Source organism: Rhodoferax sp. ZS1R8, assembly GCF_056521325.1.
This window is the reverse complement of record NZ_JBWMBA010000002.1, coordinates 235,237-257,008: the sequence shown is the minus strand read 5'-3', so window position 1 is coordinate 257,008 and position 21,772 is coordinate 235,237. Positions and strand designations below refer to the sequence as shown.

21 protein-coding genes and 1 pseudogene are annotated in these 21,772 nt (G+C 60.6%); 11 read left to right on the top strand and 11 right to left on the bottom strand.

Translation table 11 applies throughout. The features are described from left to right. Positions 1–8 precede the first annotated feature (8 nt). Both AC097P_RS07210 and AC097P_RS07205 read right to left on the bottom strand, forming a co-directional pair. Entirely contained in the window at positions 9–668 is a 660-nt protein-coding gene (locus tag AC097P_RS07210; protein WP_479609714.1) for a PilN domain-containing protein, read from the bottom strand. Beyond that, on the bottom strand, positions 665–1,744 hold the full coding sequence (locus tag AC097P_RS07205) for a pilus assembly protein PilM (RefSeq protein WP_479610421.1): 1,080 nt from the start codon (positions 1,742–1,744) through the stop codon (positions 665–667). Before AC097P_RS07205 ends, AC097P_RS07210 begins: the two co-directional genes overlap by 4 nt. Before the next feature lie 268 nt (positions 1,745–2,012). On the opposite strand from AC097P_RS07205, the gene AC097P_RS07200 reads away from it, so the two are divergent. Further along, positions 2,013–4,391 (top strand): penicillin-binding protein 1A, encoded by a 2,379-nt coding sequence (locus AC097P_RS07200; protein WP_479609713.1) that lies wholly within the window; start codon positions 2,013–2,015, stop codon positions 4,389–4,391. 4 nt (positions 4,392–4,395) lie between these two features. Here the strand turns inward: AC097P_RS07200 and cyaY are convergent, their stop codons facing one another. Then, positions 4,396–4,725: an iron donor protein CyaY gene (cyaY, locus tag AC097P_RS07195; protein WP_479609712.1), complete on the bottom strand. Its 330-nt coding sequence runs from the start codon at positions 4,723–4,725 to the stop codon at positions 4,396–4,398. 17 nt (positions 4,726–4,742) lie between these two features. On the opposite strand from cyaY, the gene lptM reads away from it, so the two are divergent. Further along, complete coding sequence (gene lptM / locus AC097P_RS07190; protein WP_479609711.1) at positions 4,743–4,919, top strand: LPS translocon maturation chaperone LptM; 177 nt, start codon at positions 4,743–4,745, stop codon at positions 4,917–4,919. On the opposite strand, the gene AC097P_RS07185 is transcribed toward lptM, so the two are convergent. From AC097P_RS07185 to AC097P_RS07175, 3 genes are all read right to left on the bottom strand, one after another. Then, positions 4,910–5,557, bottom strand: coding sequence for a protein-methionine-sulfoxide reductase heme-binding subunit MsrQ (locus AC097P_RS07185; protein ID WP_479609710.1), 648 nt, complete (start codon positions 5,555–5,557; stop codon positions 4,910–4,912). The genes lptM and AC097P_RS07185 overlap by 10 nt on opposite strands. A gap of 25 nt (positions 5,558–5,582) precedes the next feature. Further along, entirely contained in the window at positions 5,583–6,590 is a 1,008-nt protein-coding gene (msrP, locus tag AC097P_RS07180; protein ID WP_479609709.1) for a protein-methionine-sulfoxide reductase catalytic subunit MsrP, read from the bottom strand. A gap of 175 nt (positions 6,591–6,765) precedes the next feature. Continuing rightward, complete coding sequence (locus AC097P_RS07175) at positions 6,766–7,443, bottom strand: c-type cytochrome (protein ID WP_479609708.1); 678 nt, start codon at positions 7,441–7,443, stop codon at positions 6,766–6,768. A gap of 72 nt (positions 7,444–7,515) precedes the next feature. Here AC097P_RS07175 and yihA point away from each other — a divergent pair, with 72 nt between their 5' ends. Both yihA and AC097P_RS07165 read left to right on the top strand, forming a co-directional pair. Beyond that, positions 7,516–8,265, top strand: a complete 750-nt coding sequence (gene yihA / locus AC097P_RS07170; protein WP_479609707.1) for a ribosome biogenesis GTP-binding protein YihA/YsxC — start codon at positions 7,516–7,518, stop codon at positions 8,263–8,265. Next, positions 8,262–9,170, top strand: coding sequence for an alpha/beta fold hydrolase (locus tag AC097P_RS07165; RefSeq protein WP_479609706.1), 909 nt, complete (start codon positions 8,262–8,264; stop codon positions 9,168–9,170). The genes yihA and AC097P_RS07165 overlap by 4 nt, the downstream gene beginning before the upstream one ends. 63 nt (positions 9,171–9,233) lie before the next feature. Here the strand turns inward: AC097P_RS07165 and AC097P_RS07160 are convergent, their stop codons facing one another. Then, positions 9,234–10,100: an LpxL/LpxP family acyltransferase gene (locus AC097P_RS07160; protein WP_479609705.1), complete on the bottom strand. Its 867-nt coding sequence runs from the start codon at positions 10,098–10,100 to the stop codon at positions 9,234–9,236. Positions 10,101–10,355: 255 nt separating this feature from the next. On the opposite strand from AC097P_RS07160, the gene metK reads away from it, so the two are divergent. From metK to AC097P_RS07135, 5 genes and pseudogenes are all read left to right on the top strand, one after another. Next, positions 10,356–11,540 carry a methionine adenosyltransferase gene (gene metK / locus AC097P_RS07155; RefSeq protein ID WP_479609704.1) on the top strand — a complete coding sequence of 395 codons (1,185 nt, stop codon included), beginning with the start codon at positions 10,356–10,358 and terminating at the stop codon, positions 11,538–11,540. Positions 11,541–11,566: 26 nt separating this feature from the next. Then, positions 11,567–12,808 carry a glycosyltransferase family 9 protein gene (locus tag AC097P_RS07150; RefSeq protein ID WP_479609703.1) on the top strand — a complete coding sequence of 414 codons (1,242 nt, stop codon included), beginning with the start codon at positions 11,567–11,569 and terminating at the stop codon, positions 12,806–12,808. Further along, positions 12,805–13,308, top strand: a complete 504-nt coding sequence (locus tag AC097P_RS07145) for a GtrA family protein (protein WP_479609702.1) — start codon at positions 12,805–12,807, stop codon at positions 13,306–13,308. Before AC097P_RS07150 ends, AC097P_RS07145 begins: the two co-directional genes overlap by 4 nt. Before the next feature lie 2 nt (positions 13,309–13,310). Continuing rightward, on the top strand, positions 13,311–15,158 hold the full coding sequence (locus tag AC097P_RS07140) for an ArnT family glycosyltransferase (protein ID WP_479609701.1): 1,848 nt from the start codon (positions 13,311–13,313) through the stop codon (positions 15,156–15,158). A gap of 107 nt (positions 15,159–15,265) precedes the next feature. Further along, a pseudogene (locus AC097P_RS07135) lies at positions 15,266–15,382 on the top strand (EamA family transporter); the annotation flags it as partial. A gap of 75 nt (positions 15,383–15,457) precedes the next feature. Here AC097P_RS07135 and AC097P_RS07130 read toward each other — a convergent pair. The 3 genes from AC097P_RS07130 to AC097P_RS07120 form a co-directional block, all read right to left on the bottom strand. Further along, the gene (locus AC097P_RS07130; protein ID WP_479609700.1) at positions 15,458–17,266 is read right to left on the bottom strand and encodes a sensor histidine kinase; all 1,809 of its coding nucleotides are present in this window, start codon (positions 17,264–17,266) and stop codon (positions 15,458–15,460) included. Positions 17,267–17,288: 22 nt separating this feature from the next. Further along, positions 17,289–17,990, bottom strand: a complete 702-nt coding sequence (locus AC097P_RS07125) for a response regulator (RefSeq protein WP_479609699.1) — start codon at positions 17,988–17,990, stop codon at positions 17,289–17,291. A gap of 255 nt (positions 17,991–18,245) precedes the next feature. Beyond that, the gene (locus AC097P_RS07120) at positions 18,246–18,416 is read right to left on the bottom strand and encodes a response regulator (RefSeq protein WP_479609698.1); all 171 of its coding nucleotides are present in this window, start codon (positions 18,414–18,416) and stop codon (positions 18,246–18,248) included. Positions 18,417–18,693: 277 nt separating this feature from the next. Between AC097P_RS07120 and AC097P_RS07115 the strand changes: the two genes are divergently transcribed. Together AC097P_RS07115 and AC097P_RS07110 are read left to right on the top strand one after the other, a co-directional pair. Beyond that, positions 18,694–20,352, top strand: a complete 1,659-nt coding sequence (locus AC097P_RS07115) for a hypothetical protein (protein ID WP_479609697.1) — start codon at positions 18,694–18,696, stop codon at positions 20,350–20,352. A gap of 43 nt (positions 20,353–20,395) precedes the next feature. Next, positions 20,396–20,572, top strand: coding sequence for a hypothetical protein (locus tag AC097P_RS07110; RefSeq protein ID WP_479609696.1), 177 nt, complete (start codon positions 20,396–20,398; stop codon positions 20,570–20,572). A gap of 421 nt (positions 20,573–20,993) precedes the next feature. Here AC097P_RS07110 and AC097P_RS07105 read toward each other — a convergent pair whose 3' ends face one another. Further along, positions 20,994–21,740, bottom strand: coding sequence for an MBL fold metallo-hydrolase (locus AC097P_RS07105; RefSeq protein ID WP_479609695.1), 747 nt, complete (start codon positions 21,738–21,740; stop codon positions 20,994–20,996). Positions 21,741–21,772: the final 32 nt, after the last annotated feature.

Here is a 21,772-nt window from a genome sequence, read left to right as displayed (position 1 = left end):
GATTCCTGCTAATTCTTAATTGCGGCAGAACTGGCTGCCACTGGAGAGGAGACCGGTGCAAGCGGTACAGATGTACCGGACGCAAGCTTTGCTGCCTTCTCCGCCTCACTGGCACGAACCAGGCGCACCTTGACCGTGAAATTGGCTACACGTCTTTGATCGCGTGCCGTCAGTGAAACAGTCCCTGCGACAATCTCGATCAATTCGGGCTTGGTGAACCACGGTGTATTGGTAGATAGATTCCGCAGCAACTCTGAGACCCGCTCATTGGACTGCGCAACCCCATTGATGGTGACCACCTGGTCTGTCTGCGACATTTTCGCAATGTATACGCCATCAGGAAGCTGATTTACCAATTCCGTTAACAAGTGAACCGGTAAATTGCGATCCGACTGCAAGTCCTCTACTGCCTGCTGGCGTGCGCGCAAGGCGGCAATTTCGGCCTCGAGGCCACTGATATCTTTAATTTGGCTTTCCAGCTTTTTGATTTCAGCCTCAAGCGTGGAGTTCGTGCCCTGTTGGGTAGAAATCTCAGCCTGGTACCACAGAAAAATGGCTCCAGCGATCAGTCCACCTAACAAAGCAGACAACGCGAGAGAAACATTGAAAACGTCGCGCCGGCGTTTACGCGCGGCCTCGCGGTGGGGTAGTAGGTTGATCAGAATCACTGCGCGAACCTCCGCAGGGCCAAACCACAAGACGTCAGGTACGAAGGCGCCTCGCGGGTCATTTTCTTCAGGCGAACGCCGTTTCCGATCTCCATCCCGTCAAAGGGATTGAGCAAACTGCAGGGAAAGGTTGTGTGCTGCGTTACCGCTGCCGTGAGGCCCGGCAAAGCCGCCGATCCACCCGCCAACATGATGTAGTCCACTTTGTTGTGGGGTGTGCTGGTGAAGAAAAACTGTAGCGCACGGCCAAGTTCTTGCACCATGGTTTCTATAAAGGGACGCAAGACGGCCGCTTCGTAGTCTTCTGGGAGTTCGCCGCTACGCTTCTTGCTTTCGGCTTCTTCCTGAGAAAACCCGTATTGGCGCACGATCAACTGGGTCAATTGGGCACCGCCAAACGCCTGGTCCCGGTCATACAAAACCTCGTCATCCCTCAAAACCTGCATGCTCGTTGTCAGCGCGCCGACTTCAAACAGGGCGACTATCAAGCCAGCACCCTTGTTAGGCAGGTTCTCAATCAGCCGTCCGGCGGCTAGACGTGACGCGTAAGACTCGACATCGACCACCACTGGTGTCAGGCCGGCTGCCTCCGCCAGACCCTGGATGTCCTGCACTTTTTCCTTGCGCGAGGCGGCGATCAGCACTTCCACATCGCCAGCGGACGTTGCACTTGGACCGATAACGCAGAAATCGAGGCTCACCTCATCCAAGGGAAAGGGGATGTACTGGTTGGCTTCGTTTTCGACCTGCTGCTCCAGCTCTTGATCCGACATGCCACCCGGCAGCACAATTTTCTTTGTAATAACTGCCGATGGCGGCAGGGCCATCGCCACGTTCTTGGTTTTGGTACCGCTCTTCTTGACCAAACGCTTCAAGGCATTGGCAACTTCTTCAAATTTTTCTATGTTGCCGTCCGTGATCCATCCCCGCTCCAGCGGTTCGATGGCACAGCACTCCAACACCAAGTTACCGGCTTTGTCACGCCCCAACTCCACCAGCTTTACACTGGAGGAACTGATATCCAACCCAAACATGGATGCCGGTTGGCGGCTGAATAACGACCCCAATGAGATCAAAACGGTCCCCTGAAACATACCGGTCAAGTGCCGGTCAGACTTAAGAAATCACTTCAATGCTATCAGTAAGCACCTTGTCCCGCAAAGGTTTTTTCTGTTTTAGCCTGTTTCAAACGTTGCCAAAAGCAGACGTTTTTTAACCATTTGCAAAAACTAACAACAGTTTTTGTGGCGAACTCCAGAACGGGCAACAATGCATGCGCCCGCGCCCGTGAGGCGCCCAGCAGGCAGATTTTTATAATGCCTTGCCACCCTCAAAATGCCCTTTATGCCCTCCACTTCCACCCCACCTGATAGAGAAACTCCTGATGCGCACAAACCGGGAGCACCCCTGCATTGGGCGTTGCGTTCTGTCTTGTGGGCTGGGGGGGCGCTGTTGGCTGGCGCACTGTCATTGCTGATGGTGATAGCTATCGCGTTGGCCGTGGCCTTCCCCAACCTCCCCGATATCTCCGAGCTGTCGGACTACCGCCCCAAACTACCCTTGCGGGTGTTCTCCGCAGAAGGCGATCTAATGGGTGAGTTTGGTGAAGAACGGCGTAACCTCACGCCGATCGCCGAAATCCCAAAAGTCATGACCAATGCAGTGCTGGCCATCGAAGACGCGCGCTTCTACCAGCACGGTGGTGTCGACTATCTAGGTGTGATGCGAGCCGGTCTTGCCAATGTGGGCAAGGCCAAGAGCCAGGGCGCATCGACGATCACGATGCAGGTTGCACGTAATGTTTACCTATCGTCCGAGAAGACCTTTACCCGCAAAATTTACGAGATCCTGTTGACTTTCAAGCTGGAGCACCTGCTACGCAAGGACCAGATTTTGGAAATCTACATGAACCAGATTTTCCTGGGCAACCGGGCATACGGCTTTGCGGCAGCATCCGAGGCCTACTTTGGCAAACCACTGAAAGACATCACGATCGCTGAGGCCGCGATGCTGGCCGGTCTGCCCAAGGCGCCGTCGGCCTACAACCCCATCAGCAACCCGCAACGCGCGCGCAGTCGCCAGCGCCACATCATCGACCGCATGCTGGAAAACGGTTTCATTACCGAAAAAGAAGCCGAAACGGCCAAGGCGCAAGAGCTCAAAATCAAATCAGGGGCCGGCAATACCCAAGTTCACGCCGACTATGTGGCCGAAATGGTGCGCCAGTTGATGTATTCCCAATATGGAGATGAAACCTACACCCGCGGATTGGACGTTCGCACCACGGTGCGAACTTCAGACCAAAACGTGGCCTACAAGGCTTTGCGGCGCGGCATCATGGATTTCGAACGGCGCCAGATCTACCGCGGGCCAGAAAGGTTCGTCGTACTGCCGACGGCGGCAAGCGAGGTGGAAGACGCTGTTGACGACACGCTGGATGACCACCCTGATAACGGCGACGTGATGTCAGCCGTAGTGCTCGACGCAGGACCCAAGAAAATCACGGCCATGCGCACCGGAGGCGTGCTGGTCGAAATCACGGGTGATGGTCTCAAACCCGCGCAATCGGGCCTGTCCGACAAAGCGCCTCCCAACATCAAGCTACGCCGCGGTGCGGTAATCCGCGTTTCCAAGACTGTTAAGGACACGTGGGAGATCACCCAATTGCCGGAGGTGGAAGGCGCCTTTGTCGCCATCGACCCGCGCGACGGTTCCATCAAGGCCCTGGTGGGTGGTTTTGACTTTCGCAAGAACAAATTCAACCACGTGACCCAGGCGTGGCGCCAGCCAGGCTCCAGCTTCAAGCCGTTCATTTACTCGGCGGCGCTAGAGAAGGGTTTTACGCCGGCGACCGTGATCAACGACGCTCCACTGTTCTTTGACGCCGGAGTCACCGGAGGTCAGCCCTGGGAGCCCAAGAACTACGATGGCACCTTTGAAGGCCCGATGACTTTGCGCCGTGGATTGGCCAAGTCCAAGAATATGATCTCCATCCAGATCCTGCGCTCCATCGGAACGCATTACGCCCAGGACTGGATCACGCGTTTCGGATTCGACGCCGAAAAACACCCGGCCTACCTGACGATGGCCTTGGGCGCCGGATCGGTGACACCCATGCAAATGGTGGTCGGCTACTCGACCTTTGCCAATGGTGGCTACCGGGTCAATCCCTGGCTGGTATCCAAAGTAAGCGAACAGCGGGGCAAGCTGCTGGTAGAAGCCAAACCGCCGGTGCTGTCGGATACCGAACGCGTCATTGACGCCCGCAATGCCTTCATGATGACCAGTTTGTTGCAAGAAGTCACTCGCTCGGGGACCGCCGCGCGCGCACAGGCCACACTCAAGCGGCCAGACGTCTATGGCAAAACCGGCACCACCAATGACTCCATGGATGCTTGGTTCGCCGGTTACAACCCGACGCTGACGGCAGTCACCTGGATTGGCTACGACACCCCGCGCAAGCTGGGCGACCGGGAAACCGGTGGTGGCTTGAGCCTGCCGGTGTGGATCACCTTTATGGAGACGGCGCTCAAGGGTGTGCCCGTCAACGAGCCGACTGCGCCGGAGGGCGTTGTCCACGTGGGCGGCGAATGGTTCTACGAGGAGTACGCCAGGAGCTCTGGTGTATCGACCGTGGGATCCGAGGAAAAACCGGAATCGCTAACCGCGCCCTTGCCGCCCGCCGAAGAAAAGAAAAAGATTCTCGACCTGTTCCGCAACTGAGCGGTCAGGCCTCGAAGCGCAGAGCCTGCCCGGCCTGGTGGCTGGCATTGTGGGTCAGGGCAGCGAAAAATTCGCCCTGGCCCTTGGTGTCCTGCCATTTACCGTCCAGCCACCGGTAGTGGAACCCACCAGCCTTGGTGGCCATCCAGATTTCGTGCAGTGGTTTTTGCTGGTTGATGACGATCTGGCTGCGGTTGGCGAATGTAATGGTTACCATGCCGCCTACGCGCTGGTTGTCCACATCCGCATCGGTCTCGTCGTTGATGCGGTCACACGCCACTTCCACCGACTGGAGCAAGGCTTCGGCGCGGTCCATGTATTCAGAATCAGTCATTACTTACAATTTTCACCATGTTGAACGCAAAGCAAATTCTAGTCAGTGCGCTTGTCCTTGCAACTTGCATGGCAACGCTGGTCGGTTGCGGTCAAGCGGGCTCGCTGTATTTGCCGCCTCCCGCCAAACCGAGCAAGCCGGCGGCCAGCGCTCCGCTGGCGGAATCTGAAAATAGCTATTATTTCTATAGCTGATTACGCGCGACTGGCGGGGGCTGCAGGCCATTTCGCCGTATAGCCTTGGCCACACGCCAGGCCAACAAGCTACCCAAGATCACGGCATAGACGGCGACCTCGGCGAAGTTGTTCTTGCCCGCACGCATCCAGAAAAAGTGCACCACCGCCAGCACGGCGACCGCATAGACCAACCGGTGCAGCATCTGCCAGCGCTTGCCGCCCAGGGCCTTGATCGCCCGGTTGAACGACGTCAATGCCAGCGGCGTCAACAGCACGATGGCAGTAAAGCCCACCAGGATAAAAGGCCGTTTGGCGATGTCCTTGGCGATATCTGCCAGCTCAAAACCCATGTCAAACCAGCTATACGCCAGCAGGTGCAGTACGGCGTAGAAATACACGAACAGCCCCGCCATCCGTCGGAACCGTGCCAGCGCCGGCAAGCCGGCCATGGTGCGCACCGGTGTGATGGCCAGCACCACGCACAGCATGCGCAGCGTCCAATCCCCAGTTGAGCGTTCCAGCGCCTCGGCCGGGTTGGCGCCCAGCCAGTCAAGCACTGCAGCGGCTACCAGCCAGATGAACGGGAGTAGCCCCAGTATGAACGCCAATGGTTTGGCAAAGCGGCTGGACAGGTAGCGGTTGATGCGTGCACGCATGCAGTCGATCAGTCAGTCAGTCGGCTTAAAAAAACTTTTTCAGGTCCATGCCGGCGTACAACTGGCCTACCTGGGCTTCGTAGCCATTGAACATCAGCGTCTTGCGCTTCTTGGCGAACAGGCCGTCTTCGCCGATGCGCCGCTCAGTCGCCTGGCTCCAGCGCGGATGGTCCACATTCGGGTTGACGTTGGAATAAAAGCCGTACTCGTTAGCGGCAGCCTTGTTCCAGGCTGTACCGGGCAGCTTGTCGGTGAAGCGGATTTTGACGATGCTCTTGCCGCTCTTGAAACCGTATTTCCACGGCACCACGATGCGCACCGGCGCGCCGCTCTGGTTGGGCAGCACTTCGCCGTACATGCCGAAGGTCAACAAGGTCAAGGGATGCATGGCTTCATCCAGGCGCAGGCCCTCCACGTACGGCCAGTCCAGCACGCGTGAACCCACAAACGGCATAGTCTTGGGATCAGCCAGCGTCACGAACTCCACGTATTTCGCGCTGCCCAGGGGCTCTACGTGCTTGATCAGATCTACTAGCGAATAGCCGACCCACGGAATCACCATAGACCAGCCTTCGACACAGCGCAGGCGGTACAACCGCTCTTCCATAGGGCTCAGCTTGAGCAAGTCTTCCAGCGCCAGCTTGCCGGGCTTCTTGACCATGCCTTCAATCTCCACCGACCAGGGACTGGTCTTCAGTGTGTGGGCGTTGGCGGCGGGGTCGGACTTGTCGGTGCCGAATTCATAGAAGTTGTTGTAGCTGCTGGCGTCCTTATAGGCAGTAGGCTTTTCCATGGTCGTGGCCCCCGCCAACGCCGAAGGACGCGCGTTCAAAGCGGCCAACTTGCCGGGCCTTGGAATTGCAGCAGTGGCCTGCGCAAGGGCTTGACGTGATGCCCAGGTTGCCATCGCGCCACCAGCCACCCCGGTCGCCATCAGTTTCAAAATGTCGCGGCGCTTTTCGTAGTGCGCGCGTTCCGTGATCTCGCTGGACAGGGGGTGGTTGAAGCCGTTGCCTTGGGTTTTGATCAGCATAGGATATTTTCTCGTTTAGAACTTGGTCGGCTAAAACTTGGTCGGTTGAAGGCCCCGTTCCTTACACTCAAAAGCAAAAGGGGCAGACCCATCCTTCGATGTATCTGCCCCTTTAGGGACTGTTGCTGGCGTTTGGTTCCACACAAAGAAACCAACGCAGCCGTCGAGTAGCGTCTTAACGCAGACCGGCGATGTAGTCGGACACCGCCTTGATTTCACGGTCATTCATCTTGGCAGCGATCTGGGTCATTTGCAGGCTGTTCTTGCGCACGCCGTCACGGAAGGCAGTCAACTGGGCAGTCGCGTAATCGGCATGCTGACCGCTGAGGCGGGGGAACTGGGCCGGGATGCCGGCGCCATTGGCGCTGTGGCAGCCCGCGCACGCTGGGACCCGACGGTCGGCAATACCGCCGCGGTAGATGCGCTCACCCAATTGCACCAGCGTCTTGTCGGTAGAGAAACCCGTCTTGGCCTTCTTGCTACCCACCCAGTAGGCAATGTTCTTCATGTCTGCATCGGACAGCGCAGAGGCGAAACCCTTCATGATGGGGTTGGCGCGCTTGTCGGACTTGAATTCTTGCAGTTGCTTGACGATGTATTCGGGGTGCTGCTGGGCCAGCTTGGGGTTAGCCGGCGTGCCGGAGTTGCCATCGGCACCGTGGCAGGCGGCGCACACCGCGGTAAAGCTCGCTTCGCCCTTGGCCAGATCAGGCTTTTCCACCGGCGCTGGCGCGTGGGCCGCTGCGGGTGCGGCGCCATGCTCGGCTGCAGGTGCAGCGGCGTCCGTTGCGAGAGCAAAAAAAGGCGAGGCAGCCGCAGTGGCGGCGATGAGCAATTGGGCGATCAACTTCATGGTGCTGCTGTGTGTCTAGTGGGCAAAACAAGGGGCATTCTACAATGCGGCTCGGGTCTCTCGCCTTACTCCATGACTACCAATACAAACTCCAACAGCTTTACCCCCCCAGCCCCCAAGGCCGGCGAAGGTGAAAAGACCCCTGCAGCCATCGCCCTGGGCTGGCTGCACACCGCCAAATTCCTGACAACGGCGCCCGAGCTGCACTTTTTGCCGCCGCTGGATGTGCCCGAAATTGCATTTGTGGGCCGCTCCAATGCCGGCAAATCCACGTGCATCAACACGCTGACGCAGCAAAAGCAGCTGGCCTACGCGTCCAAAAAGCCCGGGCGCACCCAGCACATCAACCTGTTTGCGCTGGGCAAGCAGGGTGTCACCGACGCAATCCTGACCGATCTGCCCGGCTACGGTTATGCGGCCGTGCCCAAGGCGGACAAGATCCGTTGGCAGCAGGTCATGGCCAATTACCTGGTCACGCGCGAGAACCTGACCGGCATCGTGCTGATGTGCGATCCGCGCCATGGTCTGACCGAACTGGATGAGATCCTGCTCGATGTCATCCGCCCGCGCGTGCAGGAAGGCCTGAAGTTTTTGATCATCCTGACCAAGTCCGACAAGCTGACCCGCAGCGAAGCCACGAAGATCTTGTCTATCACAAAGCTGCAGGCGGGAGGTGGCGAGGTGATGCTGTTCTCGGCCACCAAGCGCAAGGGCGTTGACGACGTGGCCCAACTGCTGTGGAAGTGGGCACATCCTCCGGCCAAGAAGGAAAAAACGCCCAAGGCGGAGACGCCAGAAGAACCTGCTGCCGAAGACGAATGATCGAGACCTACCAGCAGCGGCTGCCCCACGGCATCACGCTCAGCTGCCGGGCAGCTGGTACACGTGGGCAGCCCGTGCTGGTATTCCTGCATGGCTTCCCCGAAGGGGCATTCGTCTGGGACGAACTGCTGGAGCACTTCTCCAAAGCCGAGAACGGGGGCTACCGCTGTGTTGCGCCCAATCTGCGCGGGTTCGAGACATCCTCCGCCCCGGCCGAGGTCAGCGCCTACCGCCCCAAATTTTTGGTTCAAGACATCGCGGCCCTGGTTGCCGTTGAAACTGGTGGTACAAAACCCCTGGCCTGCCTGGTCGCCCACGACTGGGGCGGCGCCGTGGCGTGGAATTTTGCCAACCAGTTGCCGCAGCTGACCCGCAAACTGGCCATCATCAACTCCCCGCACCCGGGCACCTTCCTGCGCGAACTCAAAAGCAGCACGGTGCAGCAACAGGCCAGCGCCTACATGAACTTCCTGATCCGCGATGACGCGGAGCAGTTGCTGACCGCCAATGACTATGCGCGCTTGTGGGGTTTCCTGACCCACGAATTCAGCGGTGACCGCGCCACGCCCTGGCTGACGCAGGCCGTCAAAGACCAGTACCGTGCCGTCTGGTCGCAAGGCCTGCGCGGCGGCTGCAACTACTACCGCTCATCACCGCTGCGCCCGCCCCGGCCTGAAGACCCTGGTGCAGCGGGTGTTGACCTGCCCACCAGCATGCTGACTATTGCCATGCCAACCCTGGTGGTCTGGGGAATGGATGACACAGCGTTGCCGCCCTCCCTGATCGATGGACTGGACGCTTACGTCCCCGACCTGACGCTGCACAAAGTGCCAGGTGCCTCGCACTGGATCATCCACGAGCAACCCGCCGTGGTCCAGAAGTATTTAAGCGATTTCTTGCGCTAGCCCTCGCCGATTGGCGCTTATCAGCTATTTATTTGATAGCTACTCGCGGCACAAGCCACACCATCAGTACGGCGGCCGCTCCCCATGGGGCCTGTCCTTGAAACGCTTGTGCACCCAGTAGTATTGGGAAGGATCGGGGCGGATATAAGACTCCAGCTCGCGGTTCATGCGCGTGGTGTCGGCCTCCAGATCGGCGGTGGGAAAGTCGGCCCACGGCGGCAGCACACGCACCACATACCCGAGCGGCGTCATCTGGGTCACGATGGGCACAACCTGCGCACGCCCCAGACGTGCAAAGCGCGACAGCGACGGTATCGTGCAGGCGCTGACACCAAAGAACGGCACAAACAGCGATTCCGACGGGTCGAAATTCATGTCGGGCAGCAGGTACAGCGGCTCGCTGGCACGCAAGGCCGCAACGATGGGCTTGACGCCATCCAGCCGCGCCACCATTTCGGGCGCGCCAAAGCGCCGGCGGCCGGCATAAATCCAGGCATCGGCGTCGGCATTCATCTGCGGGGAATAGATGGTCGCAAAGTGGCGGGGGATGCACAACGTCAATGCCGTCCACGCGGCGTCCAGCCCCATGAAGTGGGGCGCGAACAGCACCGTCGGCGTGGTCCCTGCCAACGCGTCCAGGTCGCCCTCCAGCTTCAGGCGCCGGCGCAATACAACCTCGGGCGCGTGCCACAACCAGCCGCGGTCCAGCCAGCTCTGTGCAAAACGCGTGAATACCCGGCGGGTCTGTGCGCGCAGTTCATCATCTGACCACTGTGGAAAGCACAGCGTCAGATTCGTCATGACGACCCGCCTGCGGGACGCGACCAACGCATGCAAGAGCCAGCCCAGACCGGCTCCCAGACCACGCACCAACGGCAAGGGCAGCCACGCGATCGCGCGAACCAGCCCCAGCAAGAGCCTGGTCAGCATGGGGAGCAAGCTGCCGCTGCAGTCCAAATCCTTGAATGCGAAAGGGATGCCAATTCGTCCAATGGAAGGGTCCTGACTACGCTAAAATCGTTTGCGTCGCTGAGTTACGGAACTACTTGCAGGGCGACGCACACGGTGGTGATTCTTGATTGGGTTGCCATTGTGCCTTGTCAATACCGACAATTCTGCTAAAGCGTTCGCCGAAGCCCCAAAGCCCAAGCAACGCGACTTGATGTTTATTTGGAGCAAGCAACCATGGCGAACGATTTTCTCTTTACCTCTGAGTCTGTTTCTGAAGGCCACCCCGACAAAGTCGCCGATCAAATTTCCGACGCGATCCTCGACGCTATTTTCAAGCAGGACCCTAAATCCCGCGTGGCCGCCGAAACCCTGACCAACACCGGGCTGGTCGTGCTGGCCGGTGAAATCACCACCAACGCCCATGTCGACTACATCCAGGTAGCACGCGACACCATCAAGCGTATTGGCTACGACAACACGGATTACGGCATTGACTACAAAGGCTGCGCAGTGCTGGTGGCCTACGACAAGCAATCCAACGACATCGCCCAGGGCGTGGACCACGCGTCCGATGACCACCTGAACACCGGCGCCGGTGACCAGGGTCTGATGTTTGGCTATGCCTGCAACGAGACGCCTGAGCTGATGCCAGCCCCCATCTACTACGCCCACCGCTTGATGGAGCGCCAGGCCCAGTTGCGCAAAGACGGCCGCCTGCCCTTCCTGCGCCCGGACGCCAAGAGCCAGGTCACGATGCGTTATGTAGATGGCAAGCCCCACAGCATCGACACCGTGGTGCTGTCCACCCAGCACAGCCCGGACCAGTCTGAGACCATGCACAAGATGAAGGCCTCGTTCACCGAAGCCATCATCGAAGAAATCATCAAGCCCGTGCTGCCCAAAGAGTGGCTAAACGACACCAAGTACCTGATCAACCCCACAGGCCGTTTCGTCATCGGCGGCCCGCAAGGCGATTGCGGGCTGACCGGTCGCAAGATCATTGTCGACACCTATGGTGGCGCTTGCCCCCACGGCGGTGGCGCCTTCTCCGGCAAGGACCCCTCCAAGGTGGACCGCTCGGCCGCCTACGCTGCGCGCTACGTGGCCAAGAACATCGTGGCCGCCGGGCTGGCACGCCAGTGCCAGATCCAGGTGGCGTATGCGATTGGTGTGGCCAAGCCCATGAACGTAACCGTCTATACCGAAGGCACCGGCGTGATCTCTGACGAGAAAATCGCAGCACTGGTCAACGAACACTTCGACCTGCGCCCCAAGGGCATCATCCAGATGCTGGACCTGCTGCGCCCCATATATGAAAAGACCGCAGCCTACGGTCACTTTGGCCGCGAAGAGCCCGAGTTCACGTGGGAGCGAACCGACAAGGCGCAAATCCTGCGCGCTGCCGCCGGCCTCAAGTAAGCCGTTTGCGGCACTGACAAGCACCCATGAAACTGCAGACACAACGCTTCATCGATCGCTGGGTAGGCCAGCTTCTGTGTCGCGCTGTGTCGGCCTGGGTGTGGTTCACCGGTCTGTTCCGCGCACCGCCCCAGCTGGCGATTGCGCCCAAGAACATTCTGGTGATCCTGCTGTCCGAGATGGGCAGCATCGTGCTGGCCGGCCCCATGTTTGCGCAGCTGCGCAGGCTGTACCCGGACGCGGCTATCCACATCCTGCAGTTGAAGAAAAACCAGGAAGTCTCCAAGCTGCTGCAGTTGACCAAACCCGAGTACATGCACAGCCTGGACGACAGCTCGGGTGGTGCACTGGTCGGCGACATTTTCAAGATCAGCATCGCGATGCGCCGCCTGGGCCTGGATGCCGTTATCGACTGCGAACTGTTTTCGCGTGTCAGCGCCCTGCTGTCCTTCAGCACCGGCGCACCGGTGCGGGTGGGCTATACGCCGCATACCCAAGAGGGTTTGTACCGCGGCAGCTTCATCAACCACGCCATTCCATACAACCCCTACCAGCACATCAGCAAACAGTTTTTGTCGCTGGTGGACGCGCTGGATTCGGCCGGTAGTATGCCGCGCAACAAGGCCGCGCCCATTCGCCGCGTGCCGACCGATACAGAACTATCCGTCGCGTTCACGCCCGACGAGCTGACCGCCTACCGCGCCAAGCTGGAGACCGACCACCCGGTGCGCACCGGCAAAAAACTGGTGCTCATGTATGCCGGTGGCGGCATCTTGCCCGAGCGGGCCTGGCCGGCCGAGCACTATGCGCGTGTGGCGCAGGGCCTGTGCACGGCAGGCTTCGCGGTAGGCCTGATCGGCCTGAAAGACGATGCCCAATTGGCCAAGGACTTGATCGCAAAGATTCAGAACAAGTCGTGTATTGACCTGACCGGCTACACCCGCAGCATCCGTGAACTGCTGATGCTGTTCCACGCCGCCGACCTGCTGATCACCAACGACGGCGGCCCCGGCCACTTTGCGACGCTGACCCCTATCCAGACCATGGTGTTCTTTGGCCCCGAGACCGGCAAGTTGTACGGCCCGCTGGGTTCGCGCAACATGGTGCTGGAAAGCGGCATCGCCTGTTCGCCCTGCCTTTCAGCCTACAACCACCGCCTGACCTTTTGCGATGGCGACAACCAGTGCTTGAAGCGCATCGCGCCCGATCCGGTGCTGGACCAGGCGCTGAACTTCTTGCGCACCCAACCCGCGGCAGTCACGGCATGAGTGGTGCCGGCAACACGACGGCGCCGCAACGCGCAGTGCTGTGGGCACTGGGCATGCTGGAGCGCTACCGCTACATCAAGTTCGGCATCGTGGGTGCCAGTGGCACCGTCGTCAACCTGACGATGCTGCACATAGGCCACGAATACCTGTTCAACGCGATCGAAGCGACCTACAGAAAACCCTACATCTCGCTCGCCGTGGCGATTGCACTGGCCACGCTGAACAACTTCACCTGGAACCGGCTATGGACCTGGTCGGACCGCGTCAAGACGCTGGAGCAGGAAGAGAGCCCCGGCCCGGTCAGCCCGCGCCTGCTGGCCAAGGAGTTCGGCCAGTACGCCACGGCGTCGGCCTTTGGCAGCGGGCTGCAGTATGTGCTGACGCTGCTGCTGTCGGGCTCCATGGACTACCGTGTGGCCAACATCATTTCCATTCTGGCGGCCAGCGTCAGCAATTTTTTGGCCAACGACCGCTGGACCTTTAAACGCGATAAGGAATAGCCGTGCTGCCCCAACGCTCAGCCACTGCGCGGGTCGCTGCCTACCGAAGGGGCGCAGCCTTGCTTGCGGCAGCCCGGCGCGGCGGCATGCAGCCCCGACCCGATCCCATTCCCTGGCTCTGGCTGGCGCTGGTTGGGGTTGCCGCACTGCTGTACTTCTATGGCCTGAACAGCCCCTATGCGCCAACCAATGGCGATGAGATGGTCTACATCCACATCGCCCGCATGACCGCCGAATCGGGCCATTGGCTGCCGCTGCAGTCTGAGATCGTTGACACCCGCAACACCAAGCCGCCGCTGCTGTTCTGGCAGGCCATCGCCGCGGGCGACTGGGGACGCAACTGGAACCTGTTCGTACTGCGCCTGCCCAGCGTGCTCTATACCTTTGCAACGGCTGCGCTGCTGGCCTTCTTTACCCGCCGCATCAGCGGCAGCCTGCGTACCGCCTGCATTGCCGCAGTGCTGTACCTGCTATTTTTCTCCACGTTCCGCTACGGGCGCGCCTACCTGACATCGGCCCCCGAGACCTTCTGGCTGGCGCTGCCGATGTGGTGGGTACTGTGGCTGCGCCTGCGCAGTCCAGTGGCCACCGACAGTGACAAGTCCAGTGGTATGGACTGGCTGGTCTTCACACTGATGGGCGTGGCGATGGGTCTGGGCTCGGCATACAAATCGTTTGCGCTGGTGGCGCCGGCGGCAGCAGCCGTCTGGTGCGCCTGGCTGGCCAGCGCGCCGCGCATCACCCGGCCGCTGGCGATACGCGCCACGCTGGGCCTGGCCTGGAGCACGTCACTGGCGCTGGGCATTTTTGCGCTGTGGTTTCTGCTGGACCCGGACCCGGCGTCAGTGTGGCAGGAATTTGTAGTAGCCGAAAACGCCGGCAAGATGTCCAACACCCAGGGCTACTGGCACGCTGCGCTGTTTGGCGCCTATCCCATGTGGACCCAGCTGCTGGCCTACCCGGTCAATGCCGGCCTGCTGTTCTTCACCGTACTGGGCTTGGGCTGGGCGGCGCTCAAGGTCGCCTTCCAGCGCCAGACCTATGTGCAGCTGACGCCGGTTTTGCGCGTGCTGCTGGCCTGGGCGGTGGTGTGGTTGGTCGTCTTCACGATCCCCAGCCAGCGCTCGGAGCGCTACCTGATTCCCGCCATGCCGGCGATCGCCATCGCCACGGCGCTGGCCTGGGACCGCTTGGGCAAGGCCTGGTTCTGGATCACGCTAGCCCTGTTGGTGCCGGCGCTGGTGATGCTGGCCCGCGTGAGCTGGGTCATGGGTGAATTGCATATTGCCACCGGCCCCCGGGTTGCTATTACTTTGCTAGCGGCTTGCGGTGGACTGGCGGGGGCTGGCGCCGGATTCTTCATAAGGAAATGGACCAAACCAGCCGTATTGGTGGTGGTGCTTGCCGTATACGCCACGTTTGGCCTGATGGTGCAACCTCTCAGTGGCGTAGCGCTGGGCTACAGCCCCGCCGTGCAGACGCAGATGCGCAACCAGCGTGTGGCTGTGCCCAACGGTTTTACCGGTCAGTTTGAGCGTTTTCGCTTCGTGCTGCCCGGCGCCCGCATCACGCCCTATGACGCCGAGGGCCGCAGCACCGGGGCATTCCAACCCGAGTTGCCGCCCGATGAACGCCTGGAATTTTTGTTGGGCCAGTTTGACGCCGTGGTCTGGCTGCAGGACAGCATGGAACAGACTCAACCGGGCTGCATGCCCCGTTGCGCGCTGCTGGGGTCACGCTGGCATGTGAAGAGCCGGCACAAGGGGGGCGAGGTCACGCTGGACAACGTCTGGTACCCGCAGCAATGGCTGTTCCGCCGCGAATGGCTGGTGGCACGCACCGCACCTTAAAAGTTTGTGCGGCAGAGCGTTCTGCCTAGGTAAATGAAGAACCCGCGCAGCGGGGTTGGTTACACGGAGCAGAGCGCTCTTCCACCCAAGCTCTTTAGGCACGCCACGCGGCTTGGTTCTACCTGGTCCGGTCGCTGCCGCCCGTGGCCTCGACCCTGAGCGTAATGTTCATTCCGGTACTGGGCGTATTCAGCGGCGCCCTCCGGCTGTGCGAAATCCTGCGCTAGCAGGACTGGGCGGCCATGTTGGTGATGGTGGCGGCCATCGCGTCGGTGCTCTAGCCGTCACGCGCCGTCCCGCTACACAGGCAACCTAAGCACCAAGGTCGAGCCGCCCTCGCCGCTGATCGACAGCGTTGCGCCCAGCGCCGCGGCGCGCCAGCGCATATTGCCCAGACCATTGCCCGCGTACCGCGCGTCGGCGGTAAAGCCCTTCCCGTTGTCCCGCACCTCGAGTTCGATGCCCCCGGGCGCGCCGCGCGCGCTCAACACCGCGACGGTCGCCTGCGAGTGTTTGGCCACATTGGTGGCAGCTTCCAGCAGAAGGCGCTGCAAGTGCTGAATCTGCGTCGGAGTCAGGTGCTCGGCGACGGGCAGCTCGTCAACCGCCCATTCGAGTCTGATCTGCGCCAATCCCAAGCGGCGCTCCAGCCGCGGCCGCAAGCTGCCCAGCATCACGGCTAAATTTCCGTCGAACGGCGTCATTGCGTCGACCACCATGCGCAGCTCTTCCATCGCCGCTTTCAATTCGCCTTGCAGCTCGTCGCGCGGCGGCGGCTCGCGCGACACTAGCGAGAACATGCTCGACAAATGGGCGCCCAGGCCATCGTGCATGTCACGCATCACGCGTTGGCGCTCCGCAAGCATCGCGTTGCCCAGGTCGGCGCGGGCCTGGTGCTCATGCGCCTCGCGCAGTTCGCGCGCCTGCCGCTCAAGCGCTTCGCGCATCCCCGCATTGCTGGCCAGCAGGGCGGCACGGCTCTTGTGCAGGCGCCGCCCAACCAGCAGCGCTAGCACGACGCTGTAGCTGCCCCAGACCAGGCGGGTCCAGGTTGGGTGCATGTACATCGAGCCCGGCGACTCCAGGACGTCGAGGGCGCCCGCCACCACCGCCGCCACCAGGAAGCTGCCGAACAGCCAGCGCCACACATGGCGGTCCTTGAAGCCGCGCCAGCCGATGTAGATGGCGAGGACGAGAAATACCACCATGCCCAGCAAGACCCAGCCCACCCACAGATCGCGCAGCTTCAGCCCGATCGCGATCGGCGCAACCAGCAGCCACAGGCCCACGTAGGCGTAGTAACCGGTGCGGATGCGGCCGTGCCAGCGATCGACAACTTTGAGGAAGAACCAGGACATTGCCAACTGCGAGGTCGCGAAGGCCAGCACAACGCCGGCGCCCCACAACTGCCAATCCAGCGGCATCTCGACCATGAACATCTCCGAGAGGCGGCAAGCCCAGGCGAGTTCGGCCACGGCATAGGCCAGGAACACGCCTTCGCGTTGCACCGTCCATACTGCCAGGCTCATCACGCTCAGCACCGCCGCCATCCACATCAAAGCGCCGGTCATCTGCACGCGCCAGAACTGGTGCCGCTCGAATGCCGGCAGCAGCTCGGCGTAGTGGCCCACGGTTGGCGGCGCCAGCTGCGCGGCGCGCCCGAGCGCGGCATGGATGGTAATGACCAGTGCGTTGTCCGCCCGAATCTCGGCCGACGGAAGATGGACCAGCCAGGGGCGCTTGACCGTGTCGTGGCGCTGCGTGCCGGGTTCACCCACGGCGAACACGCGGTTGCCGTTGAGTTCGATATCGAAGGCGTTGCCGATGCGGGGCAGCAGCACTGCTGGCGCGGCACCGCCGCGCCAGCCCTGGGGCGGGGCCACCGAGGCGGCCAGGAAGTGCATCTCAAAACGGGCCGAGCCGTCGGTAGCACTGTACTTCAGGTCCCAGTGATAGGGCAACGCGATTTCACCCGGCGTGCAGGGCCGCGCGCCGACGGGCTGCTCGCAGGCGATGGCTATGCGCAGGGTCTCGGCCGCCAAGGCCATATTGGCGGCCAACGCGAGCAGCAATGTGGCCAGAGCGCGTATCAGTGTGGCGGGTTTCATCTCCGAGCGGCCCGCAGCGTATTCAAAGCAGGCCGAGCTGGCGAGCCTCGAAGATCGCTTCGGCCTTGGAGTGGACAGCCAGTTTGCTGTAGATGTTCTTGACATGGGATTGCACGGTGGACGGCGCAATTTCCAGCAGGTTGGCCACCTCCGTGTACGTGTAGCCGCGCGAGAGCTTGACCAGGATGTCCTGCTCTCTTCCCGTCATCGCATTCGGGCTTTCGGCCTTGCCAGGCAGCGTCGGCACGCACGAGAGGCGCGCCAACAACTGGCGCGCAATGATCGGCGTCATGGGCGAGCCGCCAGCGTGCAGGCTCATCACATGCTGGGCTAGGTCGTCCTCGGTGCCGTCCTTGAGCAGGTAGCCGCGCGCGCCCGCCTCGAACGCACTCATCATGCTAGCCTCGTCGCCGAACATGGTGATGACCATCACCTCGGTACCCGGCGACAGCACGCGGCAGCGGCGAATTACCTCCAGCCCCGAGCAGTCGGGCAGGCCCAGGTCGACAAGCAGCACGTCCGCACTGTTGTTGCGCAGCCAATCCAGCATCTCGCCCGCCGTGGTGGCCGTGAACGCCAGGCACAAGCGTGGCGCCTGTTCGAGTGCGCGCGCCAGCCGCGAGCGCGTGCCAGCCTCGTCTTCCACCATCGCTACCGAAATGGAGGGCCCGGTGTCAAGGCAGGTGGTGGTGACGATATTCATATTGCCCAAGGTTAGGGCCAAAGCAGGCGTCGCACAAGACCGCGACACCCCATATTCATGGCATGCCTAAGTGAAACTCCCAAGCCTCTTAAAGGAAAGCACCCCTGCGATCTAGGCATCCGCCCTAACCCCGCTGCGCTTTGCCCGAACGGGCTACAGACCTTTCCCCTAAAGGCGCCGATCCCCCTAAGATGGAGGTGACGATGTGTTCATGCATGGCGTCATTCATAAGGTAGCCTGTTGCGCCAGCGGCGTCTGTCGATGACGTTGCCGTCGTCACCAAAATGCGGTCACCACCAGCACGTCGCATTGCGGATGCCGTGCAATGGCATGAAGGATGACCTCCACACCATTGCCGTCGGGTAGGCCCAAGTTGGTCAGTACCACATCCACCCGGTCGGAGTCGAAGAGGGCCCGTGCTGCGGCAACCGGTTCGACCGCGCACACTGTCGCAGAGCTGGCTCAGCCCGCACGGCTTCGGAAAACCTGCGCAGGAATTTCGGCTCACCATCAGCGATCAATACATTGACGCTCTTGCTGCTCCAAGCCTGCTTGCACCGACGGGCCGCTCCAAGGTCCCCGCGTCGGCCGTCTCATTTTTTTCCTATCACGAAAACGATCATTTGGGAATCGCTCAACCTGGTGATTTACAGATGAGCGGTGTGCAACGACAGTGCGGTTGCCCTCGCCGGGTATGCGGCGTATGTCACTCAACGGAGAAATCATGAAATTTCAACCCAAACAACTTTCCTTGGCCCTGGTCAACGCGGCATTACTTTCTATAGCGGGCTGCGGTGGCGGATCATCTTCGGACGTCAGTACGCCTACCACCACCCCTGTCAACACCAAGACCACTATCAAAGGCACGGTGGTGGTCGACCAGGCCATACGAAACGCGGTGGTTTGCATGGACCTCAATGTCAACAACGTCTGTGATGCGAACGAGCCCACGTCGGCCAAGACCGGTTCAGACGGTGCCTACAGCATCACCTACGACACTACCGTAGTGACGCCAGCACAAGTGGCAGCCGCATCGCTCATCGCTTCTATGGTTCCTGGCGCGCCTAGTGACGCAGCTACCACGATCGACGCGGTGGCACCAACCGTCGGAAGTACCAATAAGGCTTATGTACTGAAGCAGGTGCCGGGTCTCAGTGGTCAGATCAACCCGCTGACCACGCTGGTGACTGCCGGGGTAGCTGCTGGCATGACAGAAGCCGTGGCGCGCGCCAATGTGGCGGTGCAGTTAGCCATTGCCGCAGCTAAGATCAACGATTACCAAGACGACCCCATCTCCAGCAGCGCCCAAGTGCAAGATAACGCCAGATTGATGGCCAAGATCACCGCATCAGCGTTGGAAGCCGGTTTGGTGCTACAGGTTGGCGATCAAAACGGTGCAGTGACCGCATCCCCCGGAGACTTGGCAAGTTTGAGCTTTACTGACAGTTCCAATTACTCGTTCCGAACCCTCGATGTGGTTGCAAAAGTGGCCGGGGCGCCCGGGGTGTCTCTTCTGGATACGCGCGTTGGTAAAACAAGTGGGGCGGCTACTGCAAAAAGTTTTCTGTACAACCAGGCGTACCTAACTGCCAGCGGCTGGGTGCGCTGCGATGACGCAGCTGTCATTGCCGCCACACTCGGCACTCCAAGCCGCAGCACTTTCTGCGGCGCTCTGGGCTCGGTGGGGTTTACGGTGTCATCCGACATTGGCGGGCAGACCATGGGCGGCGTAGTTACCACTCTACAGCCCGACTCTGCCACCAATACGATTAACAACGGGGTGGCAACAACCGGGTTGCTGGCGGCACTGGGCTCCACTACTTTTCCGACAGGTGCTGCCATTCGCACCCGCACCAACGTAAACCTAACCCAGCCGATTTTCATCAACAGCATCAGCGGCGACGCACGTCCCCAATCGGAGGCTACGACGTTGGAGGAATTGATCGCCGCAAAGCCCAGTTCAGGCGTCACACTAGCCACTGCCGGCGGCAGTCTTACTTTGGGATTGAGCAGCGGCAACCTCAAGAACTTGCGCGTGGCATTTACCGGCACCACCAGCCCAACCGCCGGTACGGTGCAGTTCTACGACTGTGACTTGAACACTGCGCAGACGGTGGCCTCCAACTGTGTTGCGGCGCAGACCGGAACCTACACCATAAGCACCGTCGGTGGCATGCGCGTTATGCGTTTTTCTGGCCATGCCGAAACCGTCGCGACCACAATCCGCCTGTATGTAGAGGTCAAGGATGCGCCGAGCTTGGTCGCAGGCAACTGGGTATACCAAGCCCGTGAAAATAAGCCATCCGTTGCTGTGAATCTAAGCAGTCCGAAGCGGCTGAACACCATTGCTTGGAGTGCTATGAAGACGCAGCTGGGTCTCTAAAAACCAAGTCCTAAGGGTCCATCATGTTGAACAACTCGCTATCGTGACCGCGCTTTGCTGTGGCGTCGCCCACAGTCAAATTCCCAACGCGTTTCCAGTCGACCTTCCGGACGGCGCGCAACCCCCCAATGCCGCCCAACTGGTCGAGCAAATGGCCGAGCAGGTATTCACAGCCAAGTTGTCCGATGGCGTGACATGGCGGATGGAGTACAAGTCCTAGGGCCATATGTTCTTCGACATCAGCACTGGCCAACGCGATAGCGCAACGTGGCGTACCGAGGATGGCCGCGTGTGCATGGAGTTCCGGGGCCGGTTTCCTCTGGTTGTGCTGAGTTCCGGATGAATGGCACTACGCTGTACCTCAAGAGAAGCTCTACGGGAGAGGTTGTTGCCTTATTAAAGCAATGACGGGCAATCGATGTTGGGATCGTGCTATCTCCCTCGCATCGGACCACTGCATGGTTGCCACACTGGGCAGCCGCGGTGGCCTCTTTACAGGATGTCATGTGACCACTGCATTGGGCGGTTGTGTCGTCACCGTCCGTCCGCCATGGGCGATTGGGTCAACGTAGTGTTGTCGGACAAGTTCTTGCCGTACAGGCACTACTAAGGTAGCGCTGAAGTATCAAAGGGGTCTTACCTTAGCAGCAAGACGACGGCACTAGGCGAGATGGCAATTTTTGCAACCCCTGGGCATGGCGCCTTACCTCTTGCGCCGGTAGCGGCCCGCCGTGCCCCATATAAAAGCGTTGCATGCCGGCATCCACCATGTCCTGCAACGCATCGGCCACGGCGTGGGGGTCGTCTTCAAACGGCGGGCGTATGGCTTGCCCGGTACGCACGATGCCACCCAGCAAGATGCCCGACGCCAGCAGGTCACCCACCATCACATCGCCACTGGTCAGCTGCACCGACAACGAGCCCGCCGTATGACCGGGCGTATGTAGCACCCGGCCATCGAGCCCATAGTCGGACAGGTCCAGCGTCTCATTGGTTTGCAACAACAGGTCCGGCGTGAAAGGCGTGTAGGGCTGCAGTATCAGACCCATGCGCAGGAAAAGACGGCCAAACCAGCCCGTGGCGCAAAACTGCATCGGCTTCCTTTGTTGGTAGTGGTCCAGATCACCGGCATGCGCAACGATGGGAGCGCCCGACAGTGCGCGCAGGCGCGCGGCACTGCCAGCGTGGTCCACATGGGCGTGGGTAATGACGATGAGCCGGATGTCATGCCATTCCAACCCTTGCTGCTTGAGAGCCCGGTGGATCTTGTGCTCTGAGCCGGGCAGGCCCGCATCGACCAGGATGCAGCCGAGCGCGCCAGTCAACAGATGGCAATTGACCATACCGAACGGCAATATGGGGATACGTGTGATTTGGAGTGTGTGCATAGTGCAGGCATTGTTGACCCCAAACGTTTCGC